We start from the raw sequence: 14,526 nt of genomic DNA, 5'->3' as shown, positions 1-14,526 counted from the left end.
TCCAGTATATATCCACTTTCTTAATAAAAAGGTAGGAAGAAAATGAAGATTTTCTTAAGATTATTTAGATGTATGAAAAAAGAAGCCATAAAAATGGCTTCTAATAAGGAGTTATTCTTTATTTTCTTTATCTCTGTCGTCATCTTTATTCCGATATCTAGAAAAGTCTTCTTCTTCCCCAAACTCAGTTGAATAGTCGAAGTTCCTTTGTCCGCTTCCCATTGTCTCTTCCGCTTCATCACCGATAGGCATGAATAAAAGCGTAAGACATGCTAATCCACTTAAGCCAACAAGTGCATAAACTACTCGAGAAATAGGCGCTAATTGCCCGCCAAATAAGGAAGCAACCAAATCGAATCTAAAGAAACCAATAAGTCCCCAGTTGATAGCACCGACAATTGTTAGTACTAAGGCAATACGCAAAATCGTCTTCATCCTGAACACCTCCCCTGCTGTAGAATGAAAAGCGAGTGGGATGACAAAAAAGCCACCCCACCATTGAATCTTTATCGTCTATGTTCGACTAAGTCTATGGCGCCTAAGACCACATGCGCAAGGCCAAAGCCAATGATCGACCCTCTATAAATCGGCTTTAAAGCTTTATTATTGCGAAGTGACATACCTGTAATCGTAACTGCCGTTCCAAGCACGGTAGGAATTAATCCTTCTCGATCCATCGCCATAAAAACGCCTCCCCAAATGATTAAGATTCCTTGTTATCTTTTGCATTCAGACATATTTAATACTACAACTGAAGAGAAGTATTTTTTTACAAGACAATGTCCAACCTAATAAAAAAACTGCAAATGAACGCCAAATAAATGGAGTTCAAATACAGTTTTTTTAAGTAATATTCTTAGCTTGAAGCAATGACTATCTGATTTCTTCCTTGTTTTTTCGCCTGGTATAAACATTCGTCTGCTTTTCCAATTAACATGGAAGGAGACATGTCTGCATGATTATATTCAGCAATGCCCGCTGAAATGGTAATTGGCTCTCCTGTTGGACTATTGGTTGCTTCTAATTCTCTGCGCAAGTTTTCTGCTATATCAAAGGCTTGTTGATTATTGGTGTATGGCAAAACCATGATAAATTCTTCGCCCCCGTATCTACAACAAATATCTGATGGCCGTGCAACTGATCGGATTTGAGATGCTAAGAATTGTATTACTTCATCACCTACATTGTGTCCATAGGTATCGTTTACAGCTTTAAAATGGTCAATATCCATAATGACGAGAGAAAATGGAATCTTCTCGGTAGTAAATTCCTTTAACTTCACATCAAGCGTCCTGCGATTTGTCAGCCCTGTCAGTGGATCTGTTGTTGATTGATCCATAAAGAACGTCACTTGTTGATGTAAAAAGCTCAGACTTTGAATTAAGGCCGTCTTTAATTGCCTTACCTCGTAATACCATGCTTTCACATCAGACAAGTTCTTAGACTCATCCTTTTGCATACTGTTCTCTGCTAGCTCTGCTAGGCGCTGTAGTGGTTTAGATATTTTGAGTGCTGCCCAAATGATAATAACCAATGTCACAATAAGAAGTGGAAATGCGACGTACAACATTTGTTTAACCATCGTTACTGCTGGCTCCAAGGATATGTCCGTCGGCCTTTGTGCCACGACTCCCCAGCCCGCATTTCCGACAATTGCATAGCCTGCCAGCATATCTTTACCCTTTGAATTGATGACACGTTGCGCTCCATTTGGTTCCCGACTCATAATTTTTTGTATGACTGCATTATTTTTTATAACTTCATTAATACGAGAGTGATTTTGATGATAAATAATCCGACCACCACGGTCTACTACATAGACATATGAACCATCGTTATAAAAATGATTGCCCAGTAATTCATATAGAATATTACTTTCCTCAAGATAGATAGTGCCACCTACTAATCCCAGATATTTTCCGTTATTAGAGAATATAGGGGCTGATATAAATATCAGTTCCTTTTGGGTTAGGCCCTTGAAGGGGTCAGAAACCATTGGCTCTTGTTCTTTTAAAGCCTTTTTTACTGCAGGTAAATCAGCCATTCTGCCCTTCAAGTTGAGAGATTGGGGAGATGTAGCAATAATTTCCCCCTTCTTATCAATAATAGAAACAGAGTTAAATGTATTGGTTTGCATTTTAAGCCGGTCTGCCTCTTCTAATAGACGCTTTTCATCATTTATATAGGTTGCGAGAATATTAGTATTATATGTTAACGTTTGTAATGTTTCATTTAAGTAGTTATTAGCAGTCGTTGCCAACTTCTCTGCATATACTCTATTCGTTTCTAGCGTATTATCCATTAGCGTTTGTTTATTCATTCGATAGCTACTAAAAAGACTGCTGCCGATTGTTAAGGCGAATGCTAATATTGCAACACCTATAATTAAATGCTGCAGCTTCAAATATTTTTTTCTCATATGATTTACTCACTCATTTTTTAAAAATTTGAAAGGTTATACCATTAGCAGATTATACATGAATATTGAAATGCTTTATATGCTTATTAAGAACGAAGAATAGGAAATGCAACTGTCAGTAAATAGGCATTTTGGGAACTAAAATGTTTTGTTAATCTTTTTTTACATATATGAAATTTGCTCTTCATCATAGCTGTTGAAACATTTTGAGTTAATCCTACTAGGATAAATAAAGTCTCTTATTTGCATTCGAACCTCTAGTGATATACGCTTTTAAAGAAAAGAAATTTTATCCAGAGGAGCGATGAAACGATGTACGTAGTAACAAACCGTATTAAAGTGAAAAAAGGATTTGCAGAGAAAATGGCGCCGAACTTTACTCGCCCTGGTGCATTACAATCATTTGAAGGTTTTGTAAAAGTGGAAGTAGCTGTTAGCAAAGACTTCGAAGATTATGATGAAATGAGCGTTAACATGTACTGGGAAAACCTTGATGGCTTTAAAAAATGGCGTGAAAGTGATGCATTTAAACAAGCACATAAACGACCAGCTGCTGATTCAAATGAAGGTCCAAAAGAATCACCAATGCTTGGAAGCCAAATTGTTGTAGCGGAAATCGTTTCTCGCATTGAAGCTTCAACACAAGCTTAATAAAAAAGCTCTTGCGTACAGAAATACTGTTCGCAAGAGCTTTTTTCTATTGAGGCTTAAGAATGCATGATTTCCCCGCCATTTACATGGATGCATTGGCCTGTCATGTAGGAAGCATCATCTGATGCAAGTAACACATATGCACCAACAAGTTCACGTGGTTGTCCTGGACGCTTCATCAGTGATTCAGTACCAAATTGCTCTACTGCTTTTTCATCAAAGGATGATGGAATTAGAGGAGTCCAGATTGGTCCTGGTGCAACCATATTTACACGGATCCCTTGACCAACAACATTTTGTGCAAGGCTTCGTACAAAGCCCACTATTGCACCCTTAGTTGATGTATAGTCGATTAATTGTTTGTTGCCTTTGTAAGGATTAATAGAAGTGGTTGCGATAATAGAGCTTCCTTCTTTTAAATGAGGTACTGCAAATTTGCTCAAATAGAATAATGGATCCATATTGACAGCAAATGTTTTTTTCCATTGTTCTGTTGTGATATCTGTAATGCTGTCCACTGGATATTGAACAGCTGCATTGCTTACGACAATATCAATTTTGTTAAACTCTTTTAACGTGTCATCGATCAGTTTTTTGCAGGTTTCCTCTTGTGAAATATCACCTTGGATTAATAGACATTTTACATTTTCGTCTTCTATCATTTTTTTCGTTTCTTCAGCATCACCATCTTCATCTAAATAATTGATGACGATATTGGCACCTTCTTTAGCATAAGCAACTGCTACAGCTCGGCCGATTCCTGAATCGCCACCTGTAATAATCGCCACACGATCTTTCAACTTACCACTTCCTACATAATCCATTGGTTGAATTGGTAGAGGATTCATTTTAGATTCAACGCCGGGTTGATGTTCTTGTGTTTGACCTGGTTGTCCGCCTTTTTGTTGTTCATTAATGTTCATTTTATATCTCCTCCTTATCGTTTTTACATTCAAACCATAGCCATCTCTGTATAAAAATAAACATACGAAAATATACACTCAATCAATATAAAAACGGCCAAACACTTCGAAACTAGAAGTGTTTGGCCGTATTATTATTATCTTCTTCTTATAAAGATCCGTATCCAATGATGCGTGGAGCCCAATAGCTTCCGCTTGCTACACTTTGATATTGAACTTTATTTCCTGCAGCATGCAATACACGTTTATTGCCTGCATAGATACCGACATGTGTAATCTTTGAACTTCCTGGTGTTGCACCAAAGAAGATTAAATCTCCTACATCTGGGGTACTTACTTTTTTAGTGGCAGCGCGTTGTGAACCTGTGTTATGCGGTAAGCTGCCATATCCTGCTTTTTTATATACATAAGATGTAAAACCTGAGCAATCAAAGCCTGATGGTGTTGAGCCGCCCCATACATACGGAACACCAAGATACTGGCTTCCCACGCTAATAAGTTTATTACCTTTTACGGCATTTGATACCTTTTTAGTTTTCGTATATTTTTTAATATATGTTTCAGCAATCCAGCCTTTTTTGCCTTTGTATGTTACTTTATACCATTTTTTCTTCTTAACAGTTTTTCTATAAGATGCTTTTACTACTGCGCCTTTTTTCAATGTAATAATTCTTTTTGCTTTTGCAGATGTATCTTTTCTCATATTAAGTTTAGCTTTTGCTTTGAATGTTGTAGAAACTTTAACAGCTTTAGCACTTGAAACAGCTGTAATGCCTGAAGTGTGGTTAGTTGCAACAGTCTTTGCTTGGGCCATTTCATCAGAGGATGTTCCGAATAATGCACCAATGCCTAATGATAAAGTTAATGTGCCAGCTGTAATCACTTTAAATACTTTTTTATTCATGTATGTTATTCCTCCATCGTTCTTTTGATTATTATTTGATCTATTTAAACGGTTCATGTTGTTTTCTTGTTAGCTCACGTTCTCCATATTAGGCAATTTCAAACGGATAAACAACTACATTCCAGTTACAAGGTGATTACTTTTTATTACAAATAATACAAAAGGGGAGTTTTTTGATATTTTTTTAATACTTTAAAAGCCGCTGACATAAACGGCACCGAGTTATTTAGCATCCAATCTTATAAAGAATTTCGCTTTTAGTGCATAACATGAGATAATGGGTGTAACCTCATACTGTAAAAGCAGCTGCTTTTTTTATGCTTGTTACTATAGCGCTGGCTTGAGATAAAATAATGTTGAAGGATGACGAAATGACTACAATACAAACATTGCGAGTAGACCCCAAATATGTAAATGATTTAAAAAAGGGCTATCCCCTTATTCTAAAAGACGCGATCCTAAATAAAGATGCACTACAAGCTGAAGGCGATTTAATACGCCTAGTTGATCAGCATAACCGCTATGTAGGGACAGGCTATTATGGCAACCAGAATAAAGGGATTGGCTGGGTATTCACAACAAAAGAACACGAAACGATTGACGACGAATTCTTCAAAAAAAGACTGGAAAAAGCACTTTCACTACGCGAAAACTTTTACAATGATTCAAATACAACAGCTTTCCGCGTGGTAAATGGTGAAGGAGACGGCATTGGTGGCTTAACGATTGACTATTACGATGGCTACTATATGGCGAGCTGGTATAGTGAAGGAATTTATTCATTTAAAGAATCTATCTATAATGCGCTAAAGGAATTAGTGGACTTTAAAGGTGTTTACGAGAAAAAACGCTTTGATACAAAAGGCCAGTACATGGAACAAGACGATTTTGTGATGGGGACTGAAGGTGATTTCCCTATTATCATTAAAGAAAATGGCATGAACTTTGCCGTGGATTTGAATGATGGAGCAATGACAGGTATCTTCTTGGATCAACGAGATGTTCGAGAAGCTATACGTGATCATTATGCACAAGATACAAATATGCTCAATACATTCTCTTATACTGGCGCATTTTCAGTGGCAGCTGCTTTAGGCGGTGCAGTGAAAACAACAAGTGTTGACCTTGCTAAACGTAGCCTACCTAAAACGATTGAACAATTTAGCGTAAATGGTATTGATTATGAAGCACAGGATATGAAGGTAATGGATGTTTTCCAATACTTTAAATATGCAGCGCGTCACGAATTAAAGTTTGATTTAGTAGTACTAGATCCACCAAGCTTCGCGCGTAATAAAAAGATGACCTTCTCAACAGCTAAAGACTATCCCAAATTATTGGCTGACGCCATCCAAATCACAGAAAAAAACGGTATTATTGTGGCATCCACAAATAATGCAAGTTTCGGTATGAAAAAGTTTAAAACATTTATCGACCAAGCATTTAAAGATACAAACACTAAGTACAAGATTGTTGAACAATATGGTTTACCAAAAGACTTCAGAGCAACTCGTGAATTCCCCGAATTCAATTATTTAAAGGTTGTCTTTATAAAAAAATTAAGCAAATAAAAAAAAGCTGCTGTTTTTTATACAGCAGCTTTTTTCTTATATTAATCAATTTTAATGACTTTGCGTAGTCTTAAAGCAAAGAGGCCTGCAAAAATGGAAAGGATAATATCCTTTGGCAACGGCGGCAGCATCCAAAGCCATGCCATTTTATAAGTAAATCCTTCTGGGGCTTGTGCCCACAATTTGTAGGCATAGTACATCCATGTTGTACCAAATACATAATTGATCACTAGTCCTACTAAAGCAGCTGCCAAATACATTGTCTTTGTCCGGCTATGTTCTACCATCTTTCCTATTATGTAAGCAACCATTATAAATGTTACGATAAATCCAAACGTCGGGCTCAAAATAACCGAAAAACCACCACTAAACTTTGCAAACACTGGTGCTCCTACTAAACCTAGCAACGTATAAACCAGCATAGAAACAGTACCCAAACGGCTACCTAATACTAAACCTGCTAAAATAGCAAAGAAGGTTTGCATGGTGATAGGTACGCCTCCTATTACGAGGAAGGAAGACACGTTTGCGCCAATCATCATTAAAGTTGCAAATAAGCCACAATAAGCGATCTCCCGTGCAGAAAATCTCCCTTTTACATTAGTAACATTTGTTGTCATTTTGTTCTTTCTCCCCTTTGTTAACAAAATATATTTATAGGTTAACATAAATCAAGAGAAATAAAACTATTTTTTTAGGAATTCGACAATTTTTTATTCATCCTCATCAAAACCAAATAACTTTTCTTCTTCACTTTCATATATTCGACCCAAATTATTTGTATCCCTTTCTACCAGAAGAATAATGATATATTGCCTTTTGTCCGTTTGGATAATGGGTAACTCTTTTATTTCAAGAACAGTAACCAAATCATTCTCATATTCTTTTTGATAGGCTTTCATCTCTTCAATGGTATTTTCAAGATCCTCTTTAACACCTCTATAAACATCAAGTATTACTTCCACTTCATATTTTTCTATCATGCGTCATAGCTCCTTTTGACAATTATAGCTCCGCTCCAGATGGCGCTTTCCGCGGGCTTGGCTTCAATCTCCTCATTTCTTCGTTCTTGCGGGGCTTTCAGCTCAAGCTATTCCCGCAGGAGTCGCCATCTTCCGCTACTCTATAAAATGGCTGTGCTTTGAAACGAAAATACTTTCCGTTATATCTAGATTTCTATCTCTTGAATAAATTTTCCTTTGAGAAAATATAAAGTTTCTAAATGTAGTTACTTTCTAAATTATCCAATTTTACTTCCATCTAATGATTACTATCTATTGCTAATATTTATTCTTTCAATTTTTATTCCTTAGACTGTTCATGTGCAATGTAGGTACTACTGTTTTATAATAGAGATAGGTTATAAAAGAAATGATTGAGTTAAAGAAAGGATTTTTATGTTTAGAAATAAGAAAATTAAAATCCATGTCTCTGGTTGGCCTGCGTTATGTCTATTAATTGCCATCATGGCCGTACTGCTACTATTGGCCATCACTCTACCATACTTTGGGTTTTTTGGTTTATTTAATATATTGGCTAAGTTTAACTTGGCAAGCATGGAGTTATTCGAAAAAGGTTATCAAAATTTCTTTTACTTTGAATGGTTACTAATTTTGATTATTGCGATGGTTATTATTCTAGATTTAATAAGTCTAATGATCATTGCTGGTAGCAACCTGAAGTTGGCATTTCCTATTAGTACTATGAGTACAATCATTCAATTCTTGTTGAGTTTAACTATTTTTAAAAAGGTAATCATACCTAGCTTTCAACATGTACAGATTACCTGGAAGGGTTCGTTAATTCTCTTTCTTCTCATCTACCTTGTGACGAGTGTATTTAATCATGAGACGCCAAAAGAAAAAAAGGTAAATAGCTAGCAACTTCCTCCTTAAATAAACCTTGATATATATATAATAGTATGATAAACTCCTTTAAGTTCAGTTCTTTTTTGAAGAGTTGAACTTTCGTGTGAGTATAAACCTAATTTTGGGTCTTGGTGAAAACCTTGACCCTTTTTTTATTTCTCAAAAAACAAGCCCTTTTCAAAAGAAAAGGGCTTGTTTTATTAATTGTTAATATACATTTCAAAGACTTCGCTATAATCCTTTTTGACGAATTGTTTCTTGCTTTTAAGCATCCAGTCATTCGCGAATTGTGTGATTTGTTCAAAGGCCTGTGCAGGAGTACCTTCTTGCGTGTTCATCTTACCGATTGCCTGTGCTGCCAGTGATAAGCTACTTTCTGCTATTTCATATTTTTTTTGATTATGAATCATTTCTTGGGAAATAGCATGTAATGCCTTATAAAGATCTTTAATCTCTGTATCGAACTTTTTGTGAATATCAATCGAAAATGGCTCGTTGTTCATAGTAAATTTAATCTCTATATCTAAATCTATTGTTCCTGCTGTTTCTAACATTACATTTGAGATATGTGAGTGTTCATAATCATATCTCTTTAAGAGCCGCTTTTTGCTGATTGCTGAATCGCCATCTACATGAATCAAACTATAATTAGTGAAGCAGTACTCATCTGCTTTCGTTTTGATTAAATAATAGATAACTTCTCCAGCTTCATGCAAGACAAAATCATCGGATTCCGTTTTATCAAAATCTTCTTTTGCTATCACCATGCCAATATCTGATAATCCTAATGCATCTGATGCTAGTTTTTTGAACATCTTGAACCCCTCCTATTCTCTATTCCGTTAGATAGACTACTCTGAAATGCGTGTGAAAAATTCAAGCAATTTAGCGTGATCCGATATATTGTGATTGCACTGCTCCCCATTTATACAAATATAATTGCTATATTTAGTGAACGTCTCAGCTGTCTGCCCCTTCGTTTTGGTAGTAAACAGACTCACCTCACCATGATGGTTGCAGATAGAACAAACCCCTTTTGTTACTTTGGTGCTCATCGTCCCTTTTAAAGCTTTCAGATTACCTTCATCTTCTATAACAATATATTTGCGATGCGTTTGGGTATCATCCCAATTCAAATAGCAAATATGCTGAAAGTCCAAATCTTCTAGGTTTGGTAGCTTTAGTTTCTTCTCTTTTCTAAAAATTTTTTTTAGCTCTGCTGTTGAGATTTGGTAAAAAGGAATGACATAAGGCTTTAGGCTTTGCAAAAACGAATCGCCTTGTTGGCGTTCTGTAATTGTGTATAACGGTTCAATTAGCTTTGTTTGTTCTTCAGATGGATCAATTGCATTGAAAATTTCATTTTCCACGAGTCCTTTTACAGCCTGAAGTACATTTTTATCTTTTGTTGTTGTATAGGCGTTTAATAGTTTATTCAGTTGCTGCTCAATTAGATGAAAATTTGCTACTGATAAGAAAGATTTTATTGTTTTTTCCATTCGAAATCACTCCATTAAATAGGTTTTTAAATGAGCTACCTAAAGAAATGATTCATTGCATTAACAGTGCTCCATTTCTTTAGCAAAAGAATAGTATAGAGCATGCATTACAGTTGAATGCAGACATTTTGGATGCCTCCTAAAAATCAAGTTATCTCTATACTAACATCTACATTTTGGAAAAACAATTTGCTATCAAACGCAAACAAAAAAAGCACTCAGAATTCCTTGAGTGCTAATCTGGTGTAATGAAGAGTGAATGTAATCCCTTATTCTCCTAAAAGAATACGCTCTTTACAAAATGCTAAAATCATCGCTTCTTCATCTTCTTCTAAAGCAAAGTCTAATACTGAAGCATCTGCTTTTGCAATTAAGAAGTAATTGGCAATGGCAATCTCATCATTTTTTTTGGAGATAATTACTCGTATCTCAAGCCCGCCCTCTCTATAGAGTTCGTCTTCTTCATCTATCTCTATATCCAGCAAAAACTCGTATCGTTCACCTTCAATAATGTGTGTAGGGTCCACGATTTCTTCCATTGTGTATGCTAATATGTCCAATCATATCGCTCCTTTTAAAGCTTTCATTATTTTATAATATAGGAAATCGAAAATATGTAAAGCAAAGGGGCGCGTACATCATGAAAGAGCTAATTTATTATCAAGATGTGATGATGAAGGAATTTGAAGCAAGTATACTTAAACAAGCAATAGCCGAAGACGGGAGAAAATATATTGTCTTAGACAATACTGCTTTCTACCCTACAGGTGGCGGCCAGCCGCATGATACAGGTTATTTAAATGATGTAGAAGTGGTGGATGTAGAAAAAGTAGATGGAGATATTCGGCATTATGTTCTTTCTTTCTTGCCGGAAGATACAAAAACAGTGCACGGCAAGTTAGATTGGGAACGCCGATTTGATCATATGCAGCAACATGCGGGTCAACACATTCTCACGGCATCCTTTGTAGAGTTATTTAATTATCAAACAGTCAGCTTCCATCTTGGACAGGAGACTGTAACGATTGACCTTGATACCTCAGAACTAACGGAAGAAGAGCTCCAAGCCGTTGAAAAAAGAGCAAATGACATAATCCTAGATAATCGCCAAATTGAGACAAAGTGGATCACAGAAGAAGAGCTTTCTAAATATCCTTTACGTAAAGCAATTCAGGTAACGGGTGAAATCCGACTCGTCATCATACCGAAGTTTGATTATAATGGCTGCGGTGGTACTCACCCTATCACAACTGGCGGTGTACAAGCTATCAAAATTCTATCAACTGAGAAACAAAAAAATAAGACCCGTGTCCATTTTGTTTGCGGTATGCGCGTTGTACACGAACTAGGTTGGAGAAAAAAGGAGTTATCGAAGGCAGCGAAATTGGCCAATGCTCCCGAAAAGGAAACAGCTGGTGCTGTACAAAAGTTGCTTGATACTCAAAAATCTTTAGAGAAAAAGTGTACCCAGTCGGAGAAACAGCTTCTTTCATATGAAGCAAAAGAATTGGCTATGGAAAACCCTACAGATTCCATAATCAAAAAAGCATTCGTTAACCGTTCCATACAGGAATTACAGCAACTAGCGCGTTCCATTGTAAAACTGACTCCAGCAACCACTATACTATTTGTTTCAAAGGATAGAGAGCAAGTCCAATTTGTTGCAGCAAAGGGAAAAGATACTGACCAAGTCAGCATGAAGGATGTATCCAATGCCGTTTTCTCTGTAATCGATGGCAATGGCGGAGGCAATGATACATTTGTGCAAGGCGGGGGCAAAACAGGTCTTTCTCCTAATGAGTTACTAAGTAAAATGGTAGAGGCTTTAAATAAATAAGACAAAAAAGACTGTAGAACAATCTTCTACAGTCTTTTGTCATTCATCACCATGAAGGATGGCTGATTGGCGATTTTTTCAATAAATATATTCCAATCTATCATCATAGTATTGTAATGGAAGTCATCCGGCTTACCTGCTGGATAAGTGATATGCTCTGCATCAGAAAAGAAATCATCCCAATCATTTGGCTGCTGGTACCGTTCAAGCTCACTTTTTTCCACTGTTTTCTTTTGGAATTCCTCATATGCAAGCGGTATAATTTCTAGAAAAATCTTTTCCACGTTCCCCTGTTGAATAGAGGAGCGCATTTGCCTTAGCCAATAATGAATAATCTCTGCATCTAATTTGCTATAGCTATGTGATTGTATAGAATAAGGGCCGTGTTTTGCCTCTTCTTGCCGCTTATTGAGATCTTCAATTTTATAATCTACAAATGAATCATACACCCCTTTTAATTTCTCCTTTAAGGATGCAGATATCTCTTCTGTTTGAAGCAACACCACTAGCTTCATTGCTAAGAAACCTAGCTCTACCCCTAATTGCTCTTCACTGACAGCAGTCGATTTTTGATTAATCAGCCATTTCTTTGCAGATTGATAAAAGGCTCCTGCCGCAGCTAAGTCGATTACTTGGTAACCATTAGCTGAAATAGCCAATTGCGCTTGCATTTTAACCCCCGTGAAAAGAAGACGCAGCAAATCCCCCATAAAATAGGAATCTCTTTCAAGCCATGCATCCTGCGAGCCTTTCAGCTGAGCATAATCAGGATTTTGTTCTAGAAACTCCTTATACTGATCCACTTTCTGCTCGTAGATAACCATGGTGGAATGGCGCATATATTCTTTTTCGCCCACAGCTCCATTTCGTTCGAAGAAATCTCCCACTGTTTCTGTATAAGCATTAATAAGCCGCTCTAATCCCCTGCTCCAAATATCTTCAAGCTTCTCTAACTGCTTTATTTCTTCCTCACCCGAAAAATCTCTTGCAATACGTTCTCTATATGTACAATATTCGGATGCCAAAAAGTCTATACGCTCGCCAATAGCTGCAATTCTCTCAAAGCTTAAACCACCTTTAGCACTGACATTGAACTCTACCATTTTCCAAAAGATCTCTTTTGGTAATCCAACTGATTCAATTTCTTCCTTTGTAAGTGCTTGCAAGTGCATGCGCTTATTTGCTGAGAAATGGTTCGGCCAACGCTTGTATCCATCATCTATATACTGTTTTCTTAAATTCTTGATCCTCTCAGTTGTGATCTCTTCTTGAGAGATGTTGAGCGGTAAAGGCCTATCATCTAGTTCTCTCATTGCCGATCAAACTCCTTTAAGCCATATAATAGCCAATAATGTTACACCTATTCTATCATAGGCTTTCGGAAAATGTACTTTTACAATTGGCAGTCATTTTTGAACAATTAATTTATTGAAATCTTTTACTTTTACTCCTCTAGGTACCTTTAAATCTATTATTGTATACCCTGGAAGAATCAAACTATAACTCTTGCTGTAACCTTTGAAATAAGGTGGATTAAATGGGAAGAGTGGCATAGTATCTGTTGCAACTCTAAATCTCTTATCTATTTCTCTCGCCCCGTGAATCGTAATTGTGCTTGGTGTTTTTCCATCCACTTTTACAAATGGCTGACTTTCATTTAATTGTAATGATAAATAATACGCATTTGTATGATAGACTGTGCCTTCTACTACACGTTTTTCTGTATTAACTTTATTCATATAAATAATGATTTGACCTATATCACTAACTGTATTAGATGTGATAAACAGTTTATTATTGGGCACATCAGTTGTGAATGTCTTTACAAAAAAAGGTTCTTCTTTACCTTTCAATTGTCCATTCTCTGCACGCTCTAGAAAATCCGTATTCTCTTTCACAATTGTATTTTTTTCTTGTTTAGTCATTGGCACTACATCTGCCTTAAACACACCAACATAAATTGTAGCAACCAGCAATAAAATAGCATATAGAGCTATAATCAGTTTAATCTTCCGAATGCTTTCAATATTAATTAGCCTACGCATCAAAGTAATAAGCAGAATTCCTATTAGTATAAAGATACACGCGACAATTAGCCCCATTATCCTTTCACCTCCTGCTTATTTCTCATCAAATAAACAAGCCCTATACAAAGAAGTGATAAGCCTAAAAAGGGTAGATTAAATAATAATGCTTCCTGTGAAAAAATGCCGTTTCTAAGAAATCCATAAAGTGAATCTATATAATAATTGATTGGTAAAAGAACTATAGCCACCAAAAGAATGAATAACGGGAGAGATGCATGATAGAGTGCATGTAGAGCGTAACCCAAGCACCCTACGGAAAAGGCTACAATTGACATAGTAAGAAAATTAGCAAGAAATACTGACGGCGCGTTCCAAATGGTATAGCCCATAACAATAGAATCTTGTTTAAGTAAATCTGCTAGCATGATCTCTAGATAATTGGACAACAGCATGGTAAGACCGATTGTCAGGCTGATCACCAACAGCAATAAAAAGTCAGCCAATAAATGAGCACGAACACTAAAACCTTTCGCTGATGTATTTATTACTTCATTACTAGGCATCTTTAAAGAAATAGCAAAAATCCAAAACAGGCTGAAGACATAAGCAATAACTGGCATAGAAAAAATAAATGTGATATTTAGATTGCCTACTGAATCGCTATCCGCAATCGTTCCATTACCTATTGTTAAACATATAAATACCAACTCAATTAAAATAAGGTGAAAGAAAGCACGGATATGCGATTCTACTTTTATAGTAAATAGTTCTTTTACTTCCCCTCGATGTGCTATATCATCAGTTAACATCCAATCCCCCCGTTTCTA

17 protein-coding genes are annotated in these 14,526 nt (G+C 36.3%); 4 read left to right on the top strand and 13 right to left on the bottom strand.

All coding sequences use genetic code 11. The annotated features are described in order from the left end of the window. Window positions 1–111: 111 nt before the first annotated feature. From AC6CHJ_RS16080 to AC6CHJ_RS16070, 3 genes are all read right to left on the bottom strand, one after another. Window positions 112–435 carry a DUF378 domain-containing protein gene (locus AC6CHJ_RS16080; protein ID WP_066791389.1) on the bottom strand — a complete coding sequence of 108 codons (324 nt, stop codon included), beginning with the start codon at window positions 433–435 and terminating at the stop codon, window positions 112–114. Window positions 436–506: 71 nt separating this feature from the next. Continuing rightward, the gene (locus AC6CHJ_RS16075; RefSeq protein WP_066792051.1) at window positions 507–677 is read right to left on the bottom strand and encodes an asparagine synthase; all 171 of its coding nucleotides are present in this window, start codon (window positions 675–677) and stop codon (window positions 507–509) included. A gap of 179 nt (window positions 678–856) precedes the next feature. Further along, a complete protein-coding gene (locus AC6CHJ_RS16070) occupies window positions 857–2,419 on the bottom strand; it encodes a sensor domain-containing diguanylate cyclase (RefSeq protein WP_498289324.1) in 1,563 nt (520 codons plus the stop codon). Between the two features lie 312 nt (window positions 2,420–2,731). On the opposite strand from AC6CHJ_RS16070, the gene AC6CHJ_RS16065 reads away from it, so the two are divergent. Beyond that, on the top strand, window positions 2,732–3,070 hold the full coding sequence (locus tag AC6CHJ_RS16065; RefSeq protein ID WP_066791385.1) for a heme oxygenase: 339 nt from the start codon (window positions 2,732–2,734) through the stop codon (window positions 3,068–3,070). Between the two features lie 56 nt (window positions 3,071–3,126). Here the strand turns inward: AC6CHJ_RS16065 and AC6CHJ_RS16060 are convergent, their stop codons facing one another. Both AC6CHJ_RS16060 and AC6CHJ_RS16055 read right to left on the bottom strand, forming a co-directional pair. Then, entirely contained in the window at window positions 3,127–3,993 is an 867-nt protein-coding gene (locus tag AC6CHJ_RS16060; protein ID WP_066791383.1) for an SDR family oxidoreductase, read from the bottom strand. Between the two features lie 148 nt (window positions 3,994–4,141). Beyond that, entirely contained in the window at window positions 4,142–4,897 is a 756-nt protein-coding gene (locus AC6CHJ_RS16055) for a C40 family peptidase (protein WP_190323516.1), read from the bottom strand. 371 nt (window positions 4,898–5,268) lie between these two features. Here AC6CHJ_RS16055 and AC6CHJ_RS16050 point away from each other — a divergent pair, with 371 nt between their 5' ends. After that, window positions 5,269–6,468, top strand: coding sequence for a class I SAM-dependent rRNA methyltransferase (locus AC6CHJ_RS16050; protein WP_150285634.1), 1,200 nt, complete (start codon window positions 5,269–5,271; stop codon window positions 6,466–6,468). A 41-nt stretch (window positions 6,469–6,509) separates the two neighbouring features. Here AC6CHJ_RS16050 and AC6CHJ_RS16045 read toward each other — a convergent pair whose 3' ends face one another. Together AC6CHJ_RS16045 and AC6CHJ_RS16040 are read right to left on the bottom strand one after the other, a co-directional pair. Beyond that, window positions 6,510–7,088, bottom strand: a complete 579-nt coding sequence (locus AC6CHJ_RS16045; protein WP_147198190.1) for a biotin transporter BioY — start codon at window positions 7,086–7,088, stop codon at window positions 6,510–6,512. Between the two features lie 93 nt (window positions 7,089–7,181). After that, window positions 7,182–7,451 (bottom strand): hypothetical protein, encoded by a 270-nt coding sequence (locus AC6CHJ_RS16040; protein ID WP_150285635.1) that lies wholly within the window; start codon window positions 7,449–7,451, stop codon window positions 7,182–7,184. A gap of 414 nt (window positions 7,452–7,865) precedes the next feature. Here AC6CHJ_RS16040 and AC6CHJ_RS16035 point away from each other — a divergent pair, with 414 nt between their 5' ends. Next, window positions 7,866–8,348 (top strand): SepA family multidrug efflux transporter, encoded by a 483-nt coding sequence (locus AC6CHJ_RS16035; RefSeq protein WP_066791376.1) that lies wholly within the window; start codon window positions 7,866–7,868, stop codon window positions 8,346–8,348. Between the two features lie 188 nt (window positions 8,349–8,536). Here the strand turns inward: AC6CHJ_RS16035 and AC6CHJ_RS16030 are convergent, their stop codons facing one another. From AC6CHJ_RS16030 to AC6CHJ_RS16020, 3 genes are all read right to left on the bottom strand, one after another. Then, window positions 8,537–9,151, bottom strand: a complete 615-nt coding sequence (locus tag AC6CHJ_RS16030) for a PH domain-containing protein (RefSeq protein WP_147198186.1) — start codon at window positions 9,149–9,151, stop codon at window positions 8,537–8,539. A gap of 36 nt (window positions 9,152–9,187) precedes the next feature. Next, window positions 9,188–9,835, bottom strand: coding sequence for a FusB/FusC family EF-G-binding protein (locus AC6CHJ_RS16025; protein ID WP_498289322.1), 648 nt, complete (start codon window positions 9,833–9,835; stop codon window positions 9,188–9,190). A 269-nt stretch (window positions 9,836–10,104) separates the two neighbouring features. Further along, window positions 10,105–10,395, bottom strand: a complete 291-nt coding sequence (locus AC6CHJ_RS16020; RefSeq protein WP_184117619.1) for a DUF6509 family protein — start codon at window positions 10,393–10,395, stop codon at window positions 10,105–10,107. A gap of 80 nt (window positions 10,396–10,475) precedes the next feature. On the opposite strand from AC6CHJ_RS16020, the gene AC6CHJ_RS16015 reads away from it, so the two are divergent. Further along, window positions 10,476–11,672, top strand: a complete 1,197-nt coding sequence (locus tag AC6CHJ_RS16015; protein WP_498289320.1) for an alanyl-tRNA editing protein — start codon at window positions 10,476–10,478, stop codon at window positions 11,670–11,672. 26 nt (window positions 11,673–11,698) lie between these two features. Here AC6CHJ_RS16015 and AC6CHJ_RS16010 read toward each other — a convergent pair whose 3' ends face one another. The 3 genes from AC6CHJ_RS16010 to AC6CHJ_RS16000 all read right to left on the bottom strand — a co-directional run bounded on the left by AC6CHJ_RS16010 (window position 11,699) and on the right by AC6CHJ_RS16000 (window position 14,508). Beyond that, complete coding sequence (locus tag AC6CHJ_RS16010) at window positions 11,699–12,985, bottom strand: hypothetical protein (protein WP_392997338.1); 1,287 nt, start codon at window positions 12,983–12,985, stop codon at window positions 11,699–11,701. 93 nt (window positions 12,986–13,078) lie between these two features. After that, complete coding sequence (locus tag AC6CHJ_RS16005) at window positions 13,079–13,774, bottom strand: hypothetical protein (RefSeq protein WP_498289318.1); 696 nt, start codon at window positions 13,772–13,774, stop codon at window positions 13,079–13,081. Beyond that, window positions 13,774–14,508, bottom strand: a complete 735-nt coding sequence (locus AC6CHJ_RS16000; RefSeq protein WP_392997334.1) for a hypothetical protein — start codon at window positions 14,506–14,508, stop codon at window positions 13,774–13,776. The genes AC6CHJ_RS16005 and AC6CHJ_RS16000 overlap by 1 nt, the downstream gene beginning before the upstream one ends. Between the last annotated feature and the right edge of the window lie 18 nt (window positions 14,509–14,526).

The sequence above is a fragment of the Rummeliibacillus sp. GQ308 genome, assembly GCF_059759115.1.
Note: the sequence above shows the minus strand (reverse complement) of the source record. Positions and strands in the feature narration are given on the sequence as shown.

What these genes read in the sequence shown, in the direction of transcription:
- AC6CHJ_RS16080 (WP_066791389.1), bottom strand. Translation starts at nt 435, where the DNA reads ATGAAGACGATTTTGCGTATTGCCTTAGTACTAACAATTGTCGGTGCT.
- AC6CHJ_RS16075 (WP_066792051.1), bottom strand. Translation starts at nt 677, where the DNA reads ATGGATCGAGAAGGATTAATTCCTACCGTGCTTGGAACGGCAGTTACG.
- AC6CHJ_RS16070 (WP_498289324.1), bottom strand. Translation starts at nt 2,419, where the DNA reads ATGAGAAAAAAATATTTGAAGCTGCAGCATTTAATTATAGGTGTTGCA.
- AC6CHJ_RS16065 (WP_066791385.1), top strand. Translation starts at nt 2,732, where the DNA reads ATGTACGTAGTAACAAACCGTATTAAAGTGAAAAAAGGATTTGCAGAG.
- AC6CHJ_RS16060 (WP_066791383.1), bottom strand. Translation starts at nt 3,993, where the DNA reads ATGAACATTAATGAACAACAAAAAGGCGGACAACCAGGTCAAACACAA.
- AC6CHJ_RS16055 (WP_190323516.1), bottom strand. Translation starts at nt 4,897, where the DNA reads ATGAATAAAAAAGTATTTAAAGTGATTACAGCTGGCACATTAACTTTA.
- AC6CHJ_RS16050 (WP_150285634.1), top strand. Translation starts at nt 5,269, where the DNA reads ATGACTACAATACAAACATTGCGAGTAGACCCCAAATATGTAAATGAT.
- AC6CHJ_RS16045 (WP_147198190.1), bottom strand. Translation starts at nt 7,088, where the DNA reads ATGACAACAAATGTTACTAATGTAAAAGGGAGATTTTCTGCACGGGAG.
- AC6CHJ_RS16040 (WP_150285635.1), bottom strand. Translation starts at nt 7,451, where the DNA reads ATGATAGAAAAATATGAAGTGGAAGTAATACTTGATGTTTATAGAGGT.
- AC6CHJ_RS16035 (WP_066791376.1), top strand. Translation starts at nt 7,866, where the DNA reads ATGTTTAGAAATAAGAAAATTAAAATCCATGTCTCTGGTTGGCCTGCG.
- AC6CHJ_RS16030 (WP_147198186.1), bottom strand. Translation starts at nt 9,151, where the DNA reads ATGTTCAAAAAACTAGCATCAGATGCATTAGGATTATCAGATATTGGC.
- AC6CHJ_RS16025 (WP_498289322.1), bottom strand. Translation starts at nt 9,835, where the DNA reads ATGGAAAAAACAATAAAATCTTTCTTATCAGTAGCAAATTTTCATCTA.
- AC6CHJ_RS16015 (WP_498289320.1), top strand. Translation starts at nt 10,476, where the DNA reads ATGAAAGAGCTAATTTATTATCAAGATGTGATGATGAAGGAATTTGAA.
- AC6CHJ_RS16010 (WP_392997338.1), bottom strand. Translation starts at nt 12,985, where the DNA reads ATGAGAGAACTAGATGATAGGCCTTTACCGCTCAACATCTCTCAAGAA.
- AC6CHJ_RS16005 (WP_498289318.1), bottom strand. Translation starts at nt 13,774, where the DNA reads ATGGGGCTAATTGTCGCGTGTATCTTTATACTAATAGGAATTCTGCTT.
- AC6CHJ_RS16000 (WP_392997334.1), bottom strand. Translation starts at nt 14,508, where the DNA reads ATGTTAACTGATGATATAGCACATCGAGGGGAAGTAAAAGAACTATTT.